Raw genomic sequence first — 19447 nt, 5'->3', positions numbered from 1 at the left:
TTCGCTGATGGCCCGGGCACATCGAGATCGCCCGACGCGGTTGGACCAGCGTCAGCGAGCGCCTTGGCTCGCTGCGTCATGCGCGAGAGACGATGCTTGATGGTCCCCAAGCCCAGGCGTAAGGAGAGGCGCCATGCATCCCATCCTGTTTCGCGTCCCGCTGCCCGCCTGGACCGTGCCCCTGCTCTGGGTCTTCCTGATCGCTGCGGGCATCGCTTTCGCGGGCGCGATCGGGCTGCTCATCGCGAAGAACAAACCAGGCGCGGCGACCGCGGGCATCGCAGGCGTCGCGCTCGCCGCGATCGCGTCCCAGGTCAAGGAGCAGACCTACACCCTGGGTCCGCTGCCCATCTACAGCTACGGTGTCATGCTCGGGCTCTCGCTCGTGGTCGGCTGGTACCTGACGCTCGGGCTCGCGGAGCGCGACGGCCTGCCGAAGGAGACGATGGCCAACTGCTACGTCGTCACCGCCCTCGCCGCGGTCGTCGGGTCGCGCGTGCTCTACATCCTCACGAACCTCGACGAGTTCGACTCGTTCGGCGCGATGTTCGACATCCGACGCGGCGGGCTCGTGGCGTACGGCGGCTTCCTGGGCGGCTTCCTGGGTTCGTACCTGTTCCTGCGGTCCCATCGCATCCCGCTGCTCCCCTGGGCCGACGTCGCCGTCCCGAGCCTCGCCTCGGGCCTGATGATCACGCGCATCGGGTGCTACCTCTTCGGCTGCGATTTCGGCCGTCCGCTCGGCGAGACAGCGCCCGCCTGGCTGAAGAAGCTCGGCACGTTCCCGCGCTGGGCCGAGGGCACGCTGGACCACGGCAGCGGGTCCCCGGCGTGGGTGCAGCACGTCAAGGAGCGCGGGCTCGATCCGACCGCCGAGGCGTCGCTCGCCGTGCACCCGACGCAGATCTACGAGTCGCTCGTCGGCGCAGGGCTGCTCGCGCTCCTGCTCCTCGCGCGCCGACGGCAGAAGTTCCGTGGCGAGATCTTCCTCATCTTCACGTTCTCCTACGGCGTCTGCCGCTACCTGCTCGAGCTCCTCCGCGACGACGCGGAGCGCGGCTCGATCCCGCCGACGCTCCCGGAGCACGTGTTGCTCCCCGCCGGCCTCGTGATCTTCGCCGTGGGGTACACGATCGGGTTCTCCCACCTCCTCCGCGACAACGTGGTGCGCAAGGTGACGCAGGTGCTCTCCTTCGTTCCCGCGGTCGCCCTGTACCTGGCCCTCAGGCCCGAGACGTTCGCCGCCTCGGCGACCCTCCAGTACTCGACCTCCCAGGCCGTCGCGCTGGCGACCGGGATCGCCGCGTCGATCGCGTTCGCGGTCTATCACAAGGCCGCCCTGGACCACCCGGAGCAGGCGATGGCGCTCAGCCTCCCGGAGAGCCCCGCCGCGGCCGCCGACAGGCAAGCAGACGGAGACGACGACGAGGACCAGGACGACGAGGACGAGGACGACACGCCGAGAAAGAAGCCGAGCGCGCCGTCGAAGGCCGGCGCCAGGCGCGGCAGCGCAAAGGACGAGGGCCGGGCGACGGCCCGCGAACACGGCGCCGCCGAGGCGCCCGACACCACCGGAGAGGCATAGACCGTGAAGATCGCATTCGGAGAGGGCAAGCTCGTGCCGGCCGTCGTGCAGGATCGGCTGACCGGGCAGGTCCGGATGCTCGCGTACATGACGCGGGAGTCGCTCGCCAGGACGCTCGAGACGGGGCGCGCCACCTTCTTCAGCCGATCGCGCGGCGAGCTCTGGGAGAAGGGGGCGACGAGCGGCAATACGCTCGCGGTGACGAGCATCCACGCCGACTGCGACGGGGATGCGCTCCTGATCCTCGCAGAGCCTCGCGGACCGACGTGCCACACGGGGAGCGCGAGCTGCTTCTTCCGGCAGGTCGATGCCCGCGGCGACGGGGAGCCCGAGGCCGCCGACGAGGGGCAGGACGCGTCCGCGCTGCTCGAGACCCTCGAGCGCGAGATCGAGACGCGCAAGGCGTCGTCGGCGACGAAGAGCTACACCCGGAAGCTGCTCGACGGAGGCGCGCCGCTCATCGGCGCAAAGCTCCGCGAGGAGGCCGGCGAGCTGGCCCAGGCGATCGCCGGAGAGAGCGACGAGCGCGTCGCGTCCGAAGCGGCGGACGTCATCTACCACCTGCTGGTCGGCCTCGCGTCGCGCGGCGTCCCGCTGCGCGCGGTGCTCTCGGCGCTCGCGTCACGCATGGGCATGAGCGGCCTCGTCGAGAAGGCGTCGCGGGCACCGAAGGACAGCGCGGGAAAGCCGTGACGCGCCGAGAGCCGCTGCCTCGATGTGGCGGCGGCGGCTCGCTCTTCGTATTCCGCAGCGCCGCGCTGCGAGCAGCCGCATAGCCTGTAGCGCCGCGCTGCGAGCAGCCGCATAGCCTGTAGCGCCGCGCTGCGAGCAGCCGCATAGCCCGTTGTAGACGGACGAGATTTCGCCGCCGCAACACGCTTCTGGCGCCGCCGCAGCTGCGCGCCGGGCCGCGCCCTCCGCGAGGGCAGCGCATGGGCTATTCTGGAGGGGTGAGCCCGTTCCGTGAGCCGCCCGGCGTCGAGCTCGGCCCGCTGGAGGTCGGCCTCGGACGCGCGGCGCGGCGAGCCATGGTGGGCCTCATCCCGAGCGGAGGACGGCTCATCGCGCCGGACAGCTATGCGCGGACCCTCCACGGCGAAGGCGGCTCCTGGCGCGGCCGCTCGCACACCGCGGGCGCGCTGGGCTCCCTCGGGCTCTTGCTGGCGTCCGCCTGCGCCTTCATCGCGGCGACCGGCGGCTGGGAGCTGCACGGCCTCGAGGCCACGGCGGTGACGGTCGCGCTCGTGATCGCGGGCGGGGTTTCGCTGGCCGCGGTGCTGCGCGCCATCGATGCGCCGCGCGAACGCCTCACCGTGCGCGGCGCGGTGGTCGGCAGGGCGGCGAGGCGCGCGCTCCGCAGGGCATGGCGCCTCGCGCGCCACGCGGCGCGCGCGCCCGAGCGGTTCGGTCCTCGCCGCGTCACCGCGCTGCGCAAGACGCTCTCCATGCTCGCGGATCCGCTCATCGCCGACTGGATCCCCGCGGACGTGCGCGGCCGCGCGGAGCTCCTCCTCGCCCGCGCCATCGCCGCGAGCGTCGGCGCGCGCTGGGCGCGAGAGGCCAGCGTCCGGACCGAGGTCCGGGCGCTGCTGCTCGCCGCGGCCGATCACCTGATCGAGCCGACGCCGGCCCGGCTGGACCTGCTCGTGCTGGCAGAGCACACCGAGCCCGCTCCGACGCCCCGCGATGCGCGGTGGCCACAGCGCGTGAGCGCCGCAGCACAGATCCGCCGCAGGGCGCCGTCGCGCCCTGTCCCCACCAACGCCGTCGCGGAGGACGCCGCGGCGGCGGTCGATCTCGACGCGACCGATTCCTCCGGCGAAGCGATCGATCGTGCTAGGGTGCGTGGCTGAAGGGCGCGTCGCCGACGCCTCGGCAGGCTCGGGCGGCGTTGCAGGAATCCTGTGAATCCACCTCGATTCCGGAGCTCTTCACGCTCCCGGGCCGTCCCCCTGCCCTCTGCGCTCGGCCGCGCCCACCTCGCGCTCTGGTGCGTGTTGCTCCTGGGGACGTGCCCGAGGCGCGCGCTCGGGCAGGGCGCGGAGGCCGCCGCCGGCGCAGGGCCCACGGCGCAGGAGCGAGCGCCGCACGCGGCCGCGCCCCTCCACCCGGCAGCGCTGTCGGCCGGCGCGGCGCTCCAGGAGAGACATCGCGTCCGGTACACCCTCGACGGCATCGAGATCCGAGGCAACGTGCGGACCGCCGCGCGCGTGATCCTCCGCTACGTGAGGTTCCGCGCGGGGGACCTGCTCGACGTCGAGGATCCGGAGATCGAGCTCACGCGCTACCGCCTCCTCGGGACCGGGTTCTTCGCCTCGGTCGGGTTCTCGCTCCGCAAGGGGGTCGAGCGCGGGAGCGCGACGCTCGTGATCGACGTCGTCGAGCGCAACACGTTCGTCGTGCAGGACCTCTGGCTCGGCATCGCGGCCGACGAGGACACAGCGGGCAACGCGAGGCCGCTCTCCGCGTTCACCGGCGTGCAGGTCGCCGAGACCAACCTCGCCGGGACAGGGATCACGCTCGGCGCCGGCGTCGGGCTCGCGGCGGACCAGCTCGCGCTGAGGACCCGCTTCGTCGACCCCGCGTTCGTGGGGACCCGCTGGTCGGCCACGGTGACGCTTCTCTACAACGACGCCCGTGACTTCTTCGGCAACCGGGCCGTCGTCTTCGAGTCCCCGCTGCTCGAGCAGCGCGAGGTCACGGGCTACGCCGTGGTCGCCTACAAGCGGTTCGGCGCGACGCTCGGCACAGGTCACGACGTCTCCTCCTCCTCGCGGCTGTCGCTCGATTACCACCTGGAGCAGATCGACGCGACCGTGCCCACGGTCGCCTCGCACATGCGCGGCAACAGCCGCGAGCCCATCGAGTTCGACATCCTGGGCGGCAAGACGGTGCTCTCATCGCTGCACGCCGCGATCGATCACGACACGCGCGACGCGCCGTTCCTCGCGACGCAGGGCACGCTCGCCTCGGTCTCGGTCACGGTGGGCGTACCGCCGTTCGGCAGCGACTACGGCTACCAGAAGTTCGAGTTCGGCGCGCAGCGCTGGTTCCGCCTGCCCCTGCGGCACGTGCTCCGCGTCGAGGCGTTCGCCGGCGCGATCGCCGGGGACGCGCCTTTCTTCGAGAAATTCTACGTCGGCGATCTCACCGACCTCCTGCCGGATCGGCTGCTCGACCTCGCGCCCGATCGGAGGCAACCGCCGAACTTCCTCAGCACGGACATCATCGAGGTCCGGTACGGAGACTTCGCCGCGAAGCTCGAGGCGGAGTACCGGATCCCGGTCTACGCCGGCCGCGGGTCCATCTACGGCGTCGATCTCTTCGGCGCCGCGGGCCTGTACGGCCTCGCGACGCGCCGCGAGTTCACCGACGCGCCGACCGGATACGAGGGCTTCGCCCGCGTGCCCGTGGACATCACGTACAACCTCGGTCTGCGGGTCGACACCGCGGTCGGCGGCGTGACGCTCGCGTTCTCGAACCTGCTCGGGCTGATCCCGGCGCGGCGCGGTGAGCGGAAATGATCTGCTCCGACGCACCTCGCGGACCGAGGCGCGCGACGCACGGCGCGCGGCGCTCGGGCGGTGGCCGCCGCGCCTGGCACCTCCGAGACGCGCGGCGAGCGCTCGTGGCGCTCGGCCGCGGCGCGGCGCGCTGGCTCGGGATCGCGCTGCTCGCGACGCTCGCCCTCCGAGCGAGCTGGTCGATGGCCCAGGAGGGGCCTGGGCCCAAGGAGATCGCCGACGCGGACGCGCAGCAGGCGCTCGGCGCGCCGGCCGCGCTGCCCACCCGGGTGGCGAGCTTGACGCTCGACAAGACGATCGTGCAGCTCACCGTGGGCTTCCGCGACGTCGTCGACGGCGAGATCTCGAAGAAGCTGCTCAGCGGGCTCCCCACCGTCATCACGATGCGCGGCTACCTCTTCCACGAGAGCGGAGGCAACCCTGTCGCGCTCGCCGCGAAGAGCTGCCGGATCGTCTACGACCTCTGGGATGAGGTGTTCCGGATCCAGCTGATCCAGGCCGGAGGTCAGTCGAGCACGGTCGCGATCAACGTCGAGGGCGTGCTCCGCAACTGCGCCGAGGCCCGGCGGCTGCCGCTCGTGGAGCGGTCGCTCATCCGCGACGGCAGCCGCTATTTCGTCGCCGTGCTGGTCGAGGTGAACCCCATGAGCGCCGAGATGCTCGATCGCATCAAGCGGTGGGTGACCCGGCCGCCCGGCTCGACGGCGATCGGGCCGGGCGACTCGCTGTTCGGCTCCTTCGTCGGCCTGTTCGTGACGCGCATCGGCAACGCCGACCGGAGGCTCGCCTTCCGCACGCAGCCCTTTCTGCCGCCGGTGCCACCGCCCAGCCCGCCTCCGCCTCCCCAGACGCCTCCCGGCCGCTGAGCCCCACGCGCGGCGGCCTCGCTCGCCGTCACGCCCCTCGCCCGCCGGTCGGCGCGTCGGTCTACAATCGCCGCGCGGCCCCGCGTTCGTGTCCGCTCCACCCCCATGCGCCTCTTTCCCATCGTGCTCGACCTCAACGGCCAGCGGGCCCTCGTCATCGGCGCGGACGGAGAGGCGCCGTACACGGTGGAGCGCCTCCTCTCGGCGGGCGCTCGAGTCTCCGTCGTCGCGCCAGGGCAGGTCGACGGGTCGATCGAGCGAGCCAGCCGGGAAGGGCGGCTCGATCTGCACCGGCGGGCGTTCGTGGAGGACGACCTCGCCGGTGCGGCGATCGTGTTCCTCGTGCCGGGCGACGAGGCGCTCTCGCGGCGCCTCCACCGAGAGCTCGGGGGCGCCGGGCGCCTCGTCTGCACGCTGGATCGCCCGGAGGTGTCGAACTTCGCCAATCCTTCGGTGGTCTCTGCCTCCGGACTGACGATGAGCTTCAGCAGCCATGGCGTCAGCCCCGGAACGATACGGCGCATCCGGGAGGACCTCGGCGCCCTCTTCTCGGATCCTCGGTTCGCCCGCTACATCGAGGCGCTGCGGCGGCTCCGCGAGAGCCTCCCTCGGGGCCCGGAGCGGGCCGCGCGCATGCGCCAGGCGACCCTGGGCTTCGGGCTGGAGGCGAGGCTTCGGTTCCCTGCATGGCTGGAGCGAGGCGACGAGCCTTGATGTCCGAGGAGGCCGCGCCGGAGCAGCGGGGGCGCGGGCCTCGGCGCGGACCTAGGCCAACGCGCGCGCGCCCCCGGATGAACGCGAAACCCCTTGTGTAGAGCGGCCTTCAAGGCTTAAGTGGGCGCCCACGCGACACTATCCGCGGAGGAGGGCTTACGGTATGCGTTCACGATCGGGCCGGCTGACGATGTTGACCTCGGCGGCGATGGTCTCTGGGCTCCTGACGCTGACGAGCGTCAGTCCGGCATCTGCGCAGACGGATGCCAAGCCGGCAGCGCCCCCGGCGGGTAAGCCGGCCGCCCCGGCGGCGGCTCCTGCGAAGCCAGCCACGTCCGCGGCGCAGGCGCCCACCACCGCTGCGACGCCGGCCGCGGCCGGCGCGACACCTCCCGCGGCCGGCGCGACGCCGCCCGCGGCCGGGACGCCCGCCGCGGCTCCCGTGAAGGCCGGGACGCCCGCGACGGCGGCCCCTGCGAAGGCCGGTGAGCCCGCGACGAAGGTGACCACCACCAAGCCGAAGAAGGCGCTGACCGAGAAGCAGAAGAAGGACGAGGCCAAGAAGCTCTACAAGGAGGCCGAGGCCAGGTTCGACAAGGGCGAGTTCGCCGTCGCGGCCGACCTGTATCGCCAGGCGGACGAGTACGTGCCCGGCGCCGCGCCGAAGTACAAGCTCGCCCTCTCGCTCGACAAGCAGGGCCTCGTCACCGAGGCCGTCGCGGCCTGGCAGGCGTTCCTCGATTCGAAGCCGGACGCCGAGAAGTTCAAGGAGAAGATCGCCGAGGGGCAGGCGCGCGTCGAGGCCCTGAAGAAGACGCCGGCGAAGGTGAAGGTCGCGACCGTCCCGGAGGCGCCGCCAGGCCTCAAGGTCGCGGTCGACGGCGTGGCCCAGACCGGCAAGGAGCTCTCGGTCCCGCCCGGCAAGCACACCCTCACCGTCTCCGCCGAAGGGTTCGCCGACGCGAGCCAGGAGCTCGATGTCACCTTCGCCGAGGCGCGCGAGGTCAACGTCACGCTGACGCCGCAGGCGCCGGCGCCGGTCGCTGCGGCGCCCGCGCAGCCCCCCGCCCCGCCGCCCGCCGAGGCGCCGCCCGCGCAGCCGCCGCCGCCGGCAGCGCCGATCGAGCCGCGCTCGCCGGTGCCGGCCTACGTCACCCTCGGGCTCGCCGGAGCCGGCGTGGTGGTCGGGACGATCTTCGGCATCCAGGCGCTCGGCGCGAAGAGCGACTTCGACGACGCCCCGACGACCAAGACAGCGGACAAGGTCGATCGCTTCGCGCTCATCGCGGACATGTCCTTCGCGGTGGCGCTCACGTTCGGCGTCACCGGCGCGGTCCTGCTCCTCAGCGACGACCCGGCCCAGGCGAAGGCCGCAGCGTCGAGCGTGACGAAGAAGGCGTTCGTCACTCCGTTCGTCAGCCCGACAGGCGGCGGCGCCGCCGCGCGGTTTACCTTCTAAGGGGACTACTATGTGGAAGAAACAGCACCTTTTCGCGGTGGCGCTCTGCGCTGGCGCGCTCTCGACCCTCGGGATGGGTTGCGAGCTCATCGCCTCCGTCGATCGCTCGCGCATCCCGGGGGACGTGGGTCCCGACGACGGATGTTCTGACGGCACGAAGAACAACGAAGAGACCGACGTCGACTGCGGCGGCTCCGTCTGCCCTCAGTGCGACAACGCCAAGGCGTGCACCGCGGCCGGCGACTGCACGAGCGGCTTCTGCGCCGACGAGGTCTGCTGCGACACCGCCTGCGACGCGGACTGCGACGCCTGCACCGCCGCGCTCAAGGCGTCGGGCGACGACGGCACGTGCGGCCCCTCGAAGGCCGAGACCGCGTGCGGCGAGCCGACGTGCTCCGAGGGCGTCGAGACGAGCCGCGGCACCTGCGACGGTGAGAGCGTGGAGTGCGCGCCCGGCGAGGAGAAAGGGTGCGAGGAGTTCGCCTGCGATCCGAAGGCCAACGCCTGCTTCACCGAGTGCATGGAGGACGCGCATTGCGCGAAGTGCCACGAGTGCGGCGCAGACGGCGCCTGCGCGCTGGCCGCGGCCGGCACGGACGGCCTGGGCTGCGACGAGGGCCAGGCGTGCGACGCCGCGGGCGAGTGCAAGCCCGCGAACGGCGTGGAGTGCACGGAAGCGAGCGAGTGCGCCAGCGGGCTCTGCGTCGACGGCGTCTGCTGCAACGCCGCCTGCGACTCGGCGTGCATGGCCTGCAACGTCGAGGGGTCGGAGGGCACATGCTCGAACGTCCCGCTCGGCAGCGAGGACGGGACGGATTGCAGCGAGGCCAACGTCTGCGACGGCAAGGGCGCTTGCAAGCTGGCCGCTGGTGAGGACTGCACCACCAACGAGCAGTGCGCGAGCAACAAGTGCCTCCCCACGCTCTTCACGTGTGACGCCATCCCGACGCCCTGAGCTCTCCCCGGCTCCCGCCGGGCTCCCCAGGGAGCCCGGCGGAGCTCACGCCTCGAACGTCCCTCTCACACGCGAGCTGATCTCCCCTGCCCCGGAGCTCGAAGGCGGGCCCAGCACCGTCATCGACTGGGCTTCCCCCTCGAACAGCCCGCCGTCCCCGAGCTCGCCCTCCGCGGCTTCCACCTCGTAGGTGGGCACCATCGCGGCCTCTTCCCAGCGGCTCTTGAGCCGCTCCGCGAGCTTCGCGAGCAGCTCCCGCGTCGTCTCCCGGTCCGTGGCGGACAGGACCACCGCATCCGGGTGCCCGAGCAGCAGCCGCCGCCCCTCCGCCGGGGCGATCAGGTCCGCCTTGTTGAACACCACGATGCGGGGGATGCCGATGAGATCGAGCTCGGTCAGCAGCGCCTCGGTCGTCTCGATGTGCTGGTCGCGCGCGGGATCGCTCGCGTCCACGACGTGGAGCAGGAGGTCGGCGTCGGCGGCCTCCTCGAACGTCGCCCGGAAGGCGGCGAACAGGTCCTTCGGCAGCTCCCGGATGAAGCCGACGGTGTCGGTGATCACCACCTCGCGCTCCTCGGGGAAGCGCAGCCGCCTCGAGCGGGTGTCGAGGGTCGCGAACAGCTTGTTCTCGGCGAGCACGTCGGCGCCGGTCAACGTGTTCAGCAGCGTGCTCTTGCCGGCGTTCGTGTAACCGACGATCGAGACCACCGGCACGCCGAGCCGGGCGCGGCGGCGGCGGCGCTGCTCCCGCTGGCGGGAGAGGCGCTTCAGCTGCGCCTCCAGGAAGCTGACGCGCTCCTTCGCGCGGCGGCGCCCGATCTCGAGCTTCGTCTCGCCGGGACCGCGCCCGCCGATGCCGCCCGTCAGGCGAGACAGGGAGTCGTCCTTCTGCCCGAGGCGAGGGAGCGTGTACTTCAGCTGGGCCAGCTCGACCTGGAGCTTGCCGTCCGACGACTCGGCCCGCTGGGCGAAGATGTCGAGGATGAGCTGCGTCCGGTCGAGCACCTTGAGATCCGTGTGCTTCGCGATCGCCGAGGCCTGGGAGGGGGTCAGATCCCTGTCGAAGACCAGCGTCTCCGCGTCGAGCTCCGAGGCGCGCAGCACGACCTCGTCCAGCTTGCCCTTGCCGAGCACGAGCCGCGGGTCGAGGCGATCGCGCAGCTGGAGGACCGTGTCCGCGACGTCGACGCCCGCGGTGCCGGCGAGCTCGGTCAGCTCGCGCAGGCTCTCCTCGGCCCGGGCGAGCGCGCCCACCTTGGATTTCTCGGCGACGTGGACGAGGATCGCGCGGCCGTCCTTCGCCGCGACCGACCGCGTGCGCGACCGCTTCGTGAACTCGTCCTCGAGCGCCTGGATGAGCGCGCCGAAATCGACGTCGGCGCGGCCGATCGCGACGGGGCCCACGGTCCGATACGGCAGCGCCGCCTCCCCGCGACCGTCGCCGCGCCCCTGGGCCTCGTCCACGGTCACCGTGACCGCTTCCTTCCCGTGGACCGGCACGTTGTACGCGTACTGGAGGGTCCGCGGCTCGCCCTGCGGGGTGAGCTGCACGGCCGCGACGAGGTCGAGCCGGAGGCGGACGAGATCCACGAGATCGTCCCGGGTGAGCGGCTCGTTGAAGAGGTGCGTGTGGATGAGCCGGAGCGCCCTGAAGCGGCCCTGCGCGGCGCGGAGGCGCCCGATGTCCGGCAGCATCAGCCGGGTCGCGTCGCCGACGATGACGTAGTCGATCTCGCCCGAGCGGTGGACCAGCGCGCCGACCTGGCGCCCCGTCTCATGCGACGCCTCGGCGAGCGCCTTGATGAGCTCGGGGGTGGCGATGCTGGCGAGCGGGACCTTGCGGCGGTAGATGCGCTCGAGGGTCTTGGTGGCCTGGGGGCTGAGTCCGGTGGTGTTTCCGTAGAGGGTGGGCATTCGATAATCGAAGGGGGATGTTGCTCCCGCTCACTCGATTTCATAACCCACGCAGGGCCGGTCCGCGACCAGGGGCACCGCGGATCTTCGTGAGGAGCGCGCATTTTCTCATCGTTCGTCCCCCTTCCGTTGCTCCCCGTCCCTCCTCGCCTCCCGCTCGGCGCGCTCCTCCAGGTTCCTGTGGAGGCCGCGCGCGAGACGAGGCTACCCTGCGCCGCGATGGCCATCCTGACCCCCCTCTCGCTCGCGGATGCCCGCCGCATCGGCGCGCTGTACGGCCTGGAGATCGCCGACGTGCGCGGCCTCCTCGCCGGGAGCGTCAACTCCAACTTCGCGTTGACGCTCACCGACGGCCGCGGACAGGTGTTCCTGCGGGTCTACGAGGAGCAGCAGCTCGGCGCGGCGTCACGCGAAGCGCGCATGCTCGAGCACCTCGCGGCCGGGGGCGTCGCCACCCCGCAGCCGCTCCGGCGCCGCGACGCGGCGTCCGCGTCGGAGGGCGCCGCGTCGGAGGGCGCGGCGTTCGTCGCGGAGCACGCAGGAAAGCCTGTCGCGCTGTTCCCGTGGGTCGCGGGCGCGTCGCTCTGCCAGGCGCGCGTCACGCCGGACGCGACCCGCCGCGTCGGCGCGGCCCTCGCGCGGGTGCACCTCGTCGGCGCCTCGTTCGAGGGGGCGAACGCCAGCCGGTTCGACCTCGACAGCCTCGACCAGCGGCTCCGGGGGCTCCGTTCCCCTGCGCCCGGCGCTGGCGCGAGGTCGACCGCCCCCGCTGCCGCCCCGGCTCTCCCGCCTGACGTGGCCGCCGCCGTCGACGAGCTCACCGGCCGGCTCGAACGGATCCGCGCCGCGGCGCCGCGGACCCCCGGCCCCCAGACGCTGATCCATGGCGACCTCTTCCGCGACAACGTGCTCTGGGAGGCCGGCGAGATCTCCGCGCTGCTCGATTTCGAGAGCGCCTCGCGCGGGAGCGCCGCGTTCGACCTCGCCGTCACGATGCTCGCGTGGTGCTTCGGCGACGATCTCGACCCGGACCTCGTGTCCGCGCTCGGCGCCGGCTACACGGCGGTGCGGCCGCTCTCAACCGAGGAGCGCGACCGTTTGTTCCACGAGAGCGTGATCGCGGCGCTGAGGTTCTCCATCACGCGCATCACCGATTTCGAGCTCCGCCCGAAGGGCAGCGGTGTCTACAAGGACTTCCGGCGCTTCCTTGCGCGGCAGCGGACGCTCGAGCGCCTCGGCCCGGAGGGGCTCCTCGCTCTGCTCGGCGTCTGATCCGCGTCGACTCGCGCCCGGTCCGCATCGGGCCCGCGCCCGATGTGCTTCCGCTGTCTGATCACCGTCTGCTTGCCGTCTGCTCGGCGTCTGCTTGGCGTCTGCTCGACGTCTGCTCGACGTCTGATTCAGATGTGAGCGGAGGTCGTCTGTGATTTTGCGTTAACTTCGCTTCGCCTGACGATGGCGGCGTTGCGCGGTCCCGGCCAGGCCGTTACCTTCGCCGAATGGCACAGGTCGGAACGCTCGATTTCAAGGGCTTCATCGAGAGACGGAAGGGCCAGCGCGCGGGCGGCGGGGACGGCGCGGGCAACGCGTATGCCTACGTGTCCGACAAGAACACGCGGCTCGCCTTCGAGAAGATGCGTCCGGTCGAGCTCGCCGTGACCGCCGCGGTCAGGCTGTTCAAGACGGTCGGCAAGAACGAGCTGCTCGGCCACGCCGTCAAGGTCGGCCCCGCGCAGTTCCCGCGTGTCCACAAGCTCGCGGTCCACTGCGCCGAGACGCTCGGGATCGCGACCCCGACGATCTACATCGTCAACAGCCCCACCCTCAACGCGGCCACCTACGGGACGAACGACGACTCGTTCATCATGGTGCACTCGGCGCTCGTCGATCATTTCACCGACGACGAGCTGCTCAGCGTCATCGGCCATGAGTGCGGCCACATCCACAACAGCCACGTGGTCTACCTGACCGCCATGCACTACCTGACGCGGATGGCGTCGGTCTTCGTGAAGTGGATCGTCGGCCCGGCGATGCTCGCGCTCTCCGGCTGGTCGCGCCGGGCCGAGGTCACCTGCGACCGCGCCGGCCTTCTCTGCGCGAAGAGCCTCGACGTCTCGACGCGCGCGCTCACCAAGCTCGCGCTCGGCTCGACCAAGCTGTACGAGGAGCTCAACCTCGAGGCGTTCATCGCCCAGCACGAGGAGGGCAAGGGCGGCGTCGGCAGGTTCGCCGAGTTCACGGCCAGCCACCCCTGGCTGCCGAAGCGCGTGCTGGCGCTCCGGGCCTTCGCCGAGAGCGAGCTCTACAAGCGCCACGCCGGGCTCGGCGCGAGCGGCCTCTCCATGGAAGAGGTCGACGAGAAGGTGCACGAAGTCATCAAGATCTGGGGCTGAGGGGCTCCCCGCTCCTGGCAAGGCGCAAGGCCGAGGTAGACGCACATGCTCGAATCCTTCCACAGCCGCAAAGACGACGTGACCGGGGCGCTCAGGGATCTCGTGACGTTCGCCGAGTCCCTCGGCGCCAAGAGCGTCGCGGCGCGCATCACGAACGATCTCGTGAAGAAGCTCGACGCCGATCGGTTCCACCTCGTCGTTGTCGGCGAGTTCAACCACGGCAAGACGACGTTCGTGAACGCCCTGCTCGGCGCCTCGATCCTGCCCGTCGGCGTGACGCCCACGACGGCGGTGATCCACCACCTCGAGTACGCGGCCGATCCGCGCGCCGAGGTGGTCTACGCGTCGGGCGAGCGCACGGGCCTGCCGTTCGAGGACGTGCGGGCCTTCACGGTCGGCGGAGAGCGCTCGTCGAGCGCCGGCGAGGTGAAGTTCCTCGAGGTGGGGTACCCGGCCGAGCTCCTGCGCGAGCGCGTGGTCCTCGTCGACACCCCCGGGGTGAACGACCTCTCGCTCCAGCGCGCGGACATCACCTACAGCTACATCCCGAGGTCGGACGCCGTGCTGTTCCTCATCGACGCCGGCCAGCCGCTCAAGGAGAGCGAGCGGGTCTTCCTCCAGGAGAAGCTGCTCGGGCAGTCGCGCGACAAGATCCTGTTCGTCGTGACGAAGCGCGACATCTGGAGCCAGGACGAGGAGGTCGAGGCGCTCGCCTACATCCGGAGCGAGCTCGGGAAGCTCGTGAAATCGCCCGTGGTCTTCCCGATCTCGAGCGAGCGGGCGCTGGAGGGCGATAGGCCCGGCAGCGGGATGCCCGAGCTGCTCGATCACCTGACCCGGTTCCTCGCCGAGGAGCGCGGGCGCATCCTGCTCGACAACGCGCTCGGCGAGGGCCTCGAGTCCGCGCGCCTGCTCGGCAAGGGCGTGGACGCGCGGCGGCGGGCGACCGCGATGTCGCGCGAGGAGCTCAGCCGCCGCATCGAGATGATCGAGAAGGACCTGGCCGGCCAGTCGCGCACCATCGAGGAGCGGCGCGCCGGCATCCGGGAGGAGGTGAGCGCCATCCGGGCGTGGGTGCACCGCGACCTGGATCGCTTCGTCGACGATGTGCTCCGGCAGCTCCCGGCGATCATCGACGAGGCCCACACCGACGAGATCAAGGTCTACCTCGGGGCGTTCCTGGAGCGCACGTTCGCCGAGTGGGCCCAGGCCGAGACGAAGGAGATCGCCACGGCGCTCGAGGCGCTCGCCGAGAAGACGATCGCGCTCGTGCGCGAGGACGCGCACGACGTGGCGAAGCGGGTCAGCGAGGCGCTCGGCGGCGACGTGAAGACGCCGAACGTCGAGGTCGACACGTTCGGCTACGATGTCGGCGTCTTCGCGCTCTTCACCATCGGCCTCGGCGTGATGTTCACGAACGCCCTGCTCGGCGGGATCCTGGCGCTCGCGGCGCCTGTCCTGGCGGTGTACGTGAAGGAGAAGGTCGAGGCCGAGACCCGCAAGAAGGCGAAGGAGATGGCGCCGGTCGCGCTGCGCGAGGCCGCCACCCGGATCGGGCCGAAGCTCGACGAGATGATCCAGGAGTTCGCGAGCCGGCTCGACGCGTGGGTGGTCACGGCCGGCCAGGAGCTGCACCGGGAGGTCATCGAGGTCCTCAAGGCGGCGCGCGAGGAGCGGGTCCAGGCCGAGCCGAGCAGCGAGAGCCAGCTCAAGGCGTGCGACGCCCAGGCCGAGGCGCTCCAGGCGCTGACGTCGCGCCTGGAGGGGCTGCGGAGCGCGCTCTGGACCGTCGAAAACGGCGAGAGCAGGCCGATCCCTCCGCCCGTGTCCAGCGTGCCCAACGCGCCCGGCGGCTCGGCCTGAGCGGGGCGCACGCCTCCTGACAAGGGAGGAGATCCGGCCCAGCCGGACCTCCTCCGCCATGCGCCGTGGCCATATCCAATCGTCGGGCGCTCATGCGAGAATGCGGCCGTGCAGCTCGACTTCGCAGCCCGTGAAGTGACGATCAAGCTCGTCTATTACGGCCCGGCGCTCAGCGGCAAGACGACGAACCTCGTCTCGCTGCACGGCCTCGCCGGGTCCGACGCTCGCGGACGGTTGATGACGCTCGAGACGCAGGACGATCGGACGCTGTTCTTCGATCTCCTGCCGCTCACCTTCCGCGCGAAGGACGGCGACGTCTCGCTCCGCATCAAGCTGTTCACCGTGCCCGGCCAGCCGATGCACGCCGCCACGCGGAGGCTCGTGCTCCAGGGCGCGGACGGGGTCGCGCTGATCGCCGACTCGCAGATCTCCGAGACGCAGCGCAACGCCGAGGCGTTCTTCGACCTCCGCCAGAACCTGCGAGAGAACGGCCTCGATCTCGCGAGGATGCCGCTCGTCATCCAGTTCAACAAGCGCGACCTGCCCGACATCCGGAGCGACGAGGAGCTGGCGCGGCTCGCCGCGCGGGGCAAGGAGCCGGTGTACAAGGCCGTCGCGACCCGCGGCGTGGGCACGGTGGAGACGCTCATGGGTCTGCTCCACCTCACGTGGGAGACGCTCGATCAGACGCATCAGCTCTCGAAGCGGCTGTCGATCAGCGGCGAGGAGCTCCTGAACAGCGCGGCGCGCCAGCTCGGTGCGACGAGCTCGGTGAACGACCTCCTGGCAAGGCGAATGGGCGGCAGCCTCGAGAAGAGCTCCCGGATCGTTCCATGAGGCCCGACGCCCACAAGGGGACGCCGGCGGATTTCGGCCTCGACGACGAGGATCTCCTCAGCATGCCGGGCTCCGCGCCGATTCCGTCGGCCCGGGTCGCGGACGGGCCCAGCTCCTCGAAGCGCGACGGCGCGACCAGCGCGCCTGAGCCCTCGACGCTGCCTCCCCCCGCGGCGGCGCCGGTGGTCGACCTTGTCGGCATCGGCCCGCTCTCGCTCGAGGATCTCGTGGATCGCCAGGCCCTCGGGGAGATGGCGGCTTCATTTCACAAGCTGTTCGGCCTGCCGATCCGGATCCAATCGATCAACGGCGCGACGCTCGCGGAGTCGGGCGCGCTCGCGCCGCTCCCGCCGCTCGGCGGCCTGACCGGCGGCGAGCAGGAAGGCCGGCGGGCCAGCGCGGCGCCGGCGGATCGTGCGGCAAGACAAGGCGCGTCGGCCGGCAGCGAGGTCGCGGATCCCCGCTTCGAGGGCGCGCTCTACCAGGTGTTCCCGATCGAGTACGACGGGCGTGCCATCGGCCGGTCGATCCTGGGCCCGTACCTCCCCGACGGCCTCGACGAGCCCCCTGCCGCGCAGATCGAGGCGGCGTCCCACCTCGATCTCGCGCCTGCGGCGGAGGGGTGGCTGCGGATGCCGCGGCTCCGGCCGGAGCGGCTCGGCGCGATCGCGGACCACCTCCGCTCGGTCCTCGATCTGATCCTGTTCAGCGGGCACAAATCGCTCCTCACCTCGACGATGCACGTCGCGTCGATCCGCGAGAGCTTCCGTGAGCTGTCGCAGAAGAACGCCGAGCTGGAGCAGGCGTACGAGCGGCTGAAGGAGCTCGACCGGCTCAAGTCGAACTTCCTGGCCACGGTGTCGCACGAGCTCCGGACCCCGCTCACGTCGATCATGGGGTACAGCGAGATGCTCGCCGAGGGCATCGGCGGGCCTCTGACCGATGAGCAGCGCGAGTTCATCGATACGATCCGTTCGAAGAGCGAGCAGCTGCTCGGGCTCATCATGAGCCTCCTGGACCTCTCGAAGCTGGAGAGCGGCACGTTGATCGTGCACCGCACCGAGGTGGCCGTCGGCCCGGTGCTCGTCGAGGCGGCGTCGACGATCGCGCCTGCCGCCTCGAAGAAGGGCGTCGAGCTCCGGATCCAGGCCGAGGACGATCTCCCGCCGGTGCTGGGGGACGGCGACCGGCTGCGGCAGGTGTTCATCAACCTCGTCGAGAACGCGGTGAAGTTCACCGAGGCGGGGGGCGAGGTGCTGCTCGTCGCGCGCGCCGTGAGCGAGGACATGGACGACCTCCCCGGGCTGGTGCTCGTCGCGCCCCTCCAGCAGGCGGTCGAGGTCCGCGTCGTGGACACGGGCATCGGCATCCCTGCCGGCGAGCGGCTGAAGGTCTTCGACCCGTTCTACCAGATCGATCAGAGCTCGACCCGGGAGCACGGCGGTACGGGACTCGGTCTCTCGATCGTCAAGCGCCTGGTCGAGGCGCACAGCGGCACGGTCCGCATCGAGCCGAACGAGCCGCGCGGCACCGTGTTCGTGGTCAAGCTGCCCACGGTCGCCGGCTCGCCGGCGAACAGCGTCCTGCCGCCCATCTTCCAATGAGCGGGCGCTCCGAGTGGAAGCGCATCGACATGCTGCGCGCCGTGCTCGGGGGCGCGCCGGGCGATCATGTTCTGTGCGGCATCGGCGACGACGCCGCGATCCTCGCGCCCGCGGCCCCGCGGGGCGGCGCCCTCCCGGGTGCCCCGGAGCCGCTCGTCTGGACGGTCGACAGCGCCGTCGAGGGCGTCCATTTCCGGCGCGATCTCCTGGGCTTCGAGGATCTCGGCTACCGCGCGACGATGGCCGCGGCGAGCGATCTCGCGGCGATGGGGGCGCGCCCTGTCGGCCTGCTGGCCGCGCTGGTGCTTCCCCCGAGCGTGAGCGACGACGAGCTCGGCGCGCTGGCGAGGGGTCAGCGCGCCGCGTGCGACGAGATCGGCACGGCGATCATCGGCGGGAATCTCTCGCGGGGCGGCGAGATCTCGATCACCACGACGGCGCTCGGCGTCGCGGCGCTGCCGCTCAGGCGCGACGGCGCGCGGCCCGGCGACGCGCTCGCGCTGGCGGGTCCTGTCGGCCTCGCCGCGGCCGGCTTTGCGCTGCTCGATCGCGGCGTCTCGCCGGCCAGCGCCGCGGCCGAGCACGCGATCCGCGCGTTCCGCCGCCCGGTGGCGCGCATCGACGCGGGCCTCCGCGCGGCGGCGCGCGCCCGCGCGGCGATCGACGTCTCCGACGGCCTCGTCGCCGATGTGGCGCACCTCGCGCGCGCGAGCGGCGTGCGCGCGCTGCTCGATCCCGCGGCGCTCGTGGGCGCCGACCTCCGCGACGCCGCCGCGCAGCTCGGCGTGGATGCGCTGGATCTCGCGCTCTACGGCGGCGAGGACTACGCGATCGTGGTCGCGGGCCCCGACGTCGGGGAGCTCGCAGGCTTCGTGGCGATCGGCCGCTGCGCGGCGCGCGAGGAGGGCGCGAGCGACGTCGCGCTGGTCGGACCGGACGGGCAGCTCACGAGCCTCGTGGCGCGGGGATACGACCACTTCGCTTGAGTGGCCAGCGCGGCGCGACCTCGCTCAGTTGCACTCGGCGGGCGGCGTGCTCCCGGCGAGGCTTGCTCGGATCTGGGTGAGCGCCTTGGCGCGCGGGGTTTTCCCGCTCTTCACGAGCTTCTCGATCCCGGCGCAGAGATGGGATGCCGTCGCCGCCTTCGACTTGGCTTCCGGCGACTTGCCCGACTTGGTGGCGACCGCGTGGAGCGCCGTGCAGCACGCCTGGATGGAGGCGCCTCCCCCCCGTGACGTCGCCGTCCCCGCCGCCCCCTCGGCCGTCGCCGCCCCCGCATCCGCTGTCGCCGCAGGCTCGGCGGAAGCCGCCGCCGCGGGCTCTTGGGCCGCCGCGGGTTCCTGCGTCGCCGCCGCCGTCGGGGTCGCCGTCGGCACCGGATCGGCCGCCACGGGCGCGACCGTCGGCGTAGGCGCGGGGATCGTCTCCGGCTCTGCCTCTTCTTTCCGGCAGGAGCTAGACAGGATGCTGCAGGCAACGACGACGAAGGCGATGGACGAACGCGACCGGTTCATGCCCGTCTTCTACAGAGCTTCTCCGAACGCATCCATACGGCTGCCCGAGTACAAGCCCGTACGGCCCCCCCCGCCGCGCTCTCGCCCCCATCCCAAACGCTCCGCGATCTCCCCCGCCCTCCCCTTCCCCCCCGAGTCGGCGGGGGTGGGGGTGACGAGGGAGGGGCCGGCGGGGGAGGGCCCCACGAACCCGAGCGCCGGCCCGCAGCGCAGTGACGC

General features: G+C 71.9%; 16 protein-coding genes. 14 read left to right on the top strand and 2 right to left on the bottom strand.

Features of this window, described 5'->3' with window-relative positions; all coding sequences use genetic code 11:
- The first annotated feature begins 133 nt into the window (after positions 1 to 133).
- The 8 genes from WMF14_RS02370 (at position 134) to WMF14_RS02335 (ending at position 9103) form a co-directional block, all read left to right on the top strand.
- Positions 134 to 1585 (top strand): prolipoprotein diacylglyceryl transferase, encoded by a 1452-nt coding sequence (locus tag WMF14_RS02370; protein WP_437798559.1) that lies wholly within the window; start codon positions 134 to 136, stop codon positions 1583 to 1585.
- 3 nt (positions 1586 to 1588) lie between these two features.
- Positions 1589 to 2278, top strand: a complete 690-nt coding sequence (gene hisIE, locus WMF14_RS02365) for a bifunctional phosphoribosyl-AMP cyclohydrolase/phosphoribosyl-ATP diphosphatase HisIE (protein ID WP_272097513.1) — start codon at positions 1589 to 1591, stop codon at positions 2276 to 2278.
- Positions 2279 to 2517: 239 nt separating this feature from the next.
- Positions 2518 to 3438, top strand: a complete 921-nt coding sequence (locus tag WMF14_RS02360; protein ID WP_437798558.1) for a hypothetical protein — start codon at positions 2518 to 2520, stop codon at positions 3436 to 3438.
- 51 nt (positions 3439 to 3489) lie between these two features.
- Entirely contained in the window at positions 3490 to 5109 is a 1620-nt protein-coding gene (locus WMF14_RS02355; RefSeq protein ID WP_437798557.1) for a BamA/TamA family outer membrane protein, read from the top strand.
- A gap of 104 nt (positions 5110 to 5213) precedes the next feature.
- Complete coding sequence (locus WMF14_RS02350; RefSeq protein ID WP_437798556.1) at positions 5214 to 5975, top strand: hypothetical protein; 762 nt, start codon at positions 5214 to 5216, stop codon at positions 5973 to 5975.
- A 105-nt stretch (positions 5976 to 6080) separates the two neighbouring features.
- Positions 6081 to 6689 (top strand): precorrin-2 dehydrogenase/sirohydrochlorin ferrochelatase family protein, encoded by a 609-nt coding sequence (locus WMF14_RS02345; RefSeq protein ID WP_437798555.1) that lies wholly within the window; start codon positions 6081 to 6083, stop codon positions 6687 to 6689.
- Between the two features lie 163 nt (positions 6690 to 6852).
- Positions 6853 to 8148: a PEGA domain-containing protein gene (locus WMF14_RS02340; protein WP_437798554.1), complete on the top strand. Its 1296-nt coding sequence runs from the start codon at positions 6853 to 6855 to the stop codon at positions 8146 to 8148.
- Between the two features lie 10 nt (positions 8149 to 8158).
- Positions 8159 to 9103, top strand: a complete 945-nt coding sequence (locus WMF14_RS02335) for a hypothetical protein (protein ID WP_437798553.1) — start codon at positions 8159 to 8161, stop codon at positions 9101 to 9103.
- Between the two features lie 45 nt (positions 9104 to 9148).
- On the opposite strand, the gene hflX is transcribed toward WMF14_RS02335, so the two are convergent.
- Entirely contained in the window at positions 9149 to 11017 is a 1869-nt protein-coding gene (hflX, locus tag WMF14_RS02330; protein WP_437798552.1) for a GTPase HflX, read from the bottom strand.
- A gap of 219 nt (positions 11018 to 11236) precedes the next feature.
- Here hflX and WMF14_RS02325 point away from each other — a divergent pair, with 219 nt between their 5' ends.
- The 6 genes from WMF14_RS02325 to thiL all read left to right on the top strand — a co-directional run bounded on the left by WMF14_RS02325 (position 11237) and on the right by thiL (position 18700).
- Positions 11237 to 12289 (top strand): homoserine kinase, encoded by a 1053-nt coding sequence (locus WMF14_RS02325; protein WP_437798551.1) that lies wholly within the window; start codon positions 11237 to 11239, stop codon positions 12287 to 12289.
- Positions 12290 to 12516: 227 nt separating this feature from the next.
- The gene (locus tag WMF14_RS02320; RefSeq protein ID WP_272097504.1) at positions 12517 to 13410 is read left to right on the top strand and encodes a M48 family metallopeptidase; all 894 of its coding nucleotides are present in this window, start codon (positions 12517 to 12519) and stop codon (positions 13408 to 13410) included.
- 45 nt (positions 13411 to 13455) lie between these two features.
- Positions 13456 to 15273 (top strand): dynamin family protein, encoded by a 1818-nt coding sequence (locus WMF14_RS02315; RefSeq protein ID WP_437798550.1) that lies wholly within the window; start codon positions 13456 to 13458, stop codon positions 15271 to 15273.
- 108 nt (positions 15274 to 15381) lie between these two features.
- A complete protein-coding gene (locus tag WMF14_RS02310; RefSeq protein ID WP_272097502.1) occupies positions 15382 to 16110 on the top strand; it encodes a GTP-binding protein in 729 nt (242 codons plus the stop codon).
- Positions 16107 to 17714, top strand: a complete 1608-nt coding sequence (locus WMF14_RS02305) for an ATP-binding protein (RefSeq protein ID WP_437798549.1) — start codon at positions 16107 to 16109, stop codon at positions 17712 to 17714. Before WMF14_RS02310 ends, WMF14_RS02305 begins: the two co-directional genes overlap by 4 nt.
- Positions 17711 to 18700, top strand: a complete 990-nt coding sequence (gene thiL, locus WMF14_RS02300) for a thiamine-phosphate kinase (protein WP_437798548.1) — start codon at positions 17711 to 17713, stop codon at positions 18698 to 18700. The genes WMF14_RS02305 and thiL overlap by 4 nt, the downstream gene beginning before the upstream one ends.
- A 24-nt stretch (positions 18701 to 18724) precedes the next feature.
- Here the strand turns inward: thiL and WMF14_RS02295 are convergent, their stop codons facing one another.
- Positions 18725 to 19228, bottom strand: coding sequence for a hypothetical protein (locus WMF14_RS02295; RefSeq protein ID WP_437798547.1), 504 nt, complete (start codon positions 19226 to 19228; stop codon positions 18725 to 18727).
- Between the last annotated feature and the right edge of the window lie 219 nt (positions 19229 to 19447).

Source organism: Sorangium sp. So ce693, assembly GCF_051521375.1.
Taxonomy (GTDB): Bacteria; Myxococcota_A; Polyangia; order Polyangiales; family Polyangiaceae; genus Sorangium; species Sorangium atrum.
The sequence above is the reverse complement of the archived record's forward strand: the minus strand, read 5'-3'. Positions and strand labels throughout refer to the sequence as shown.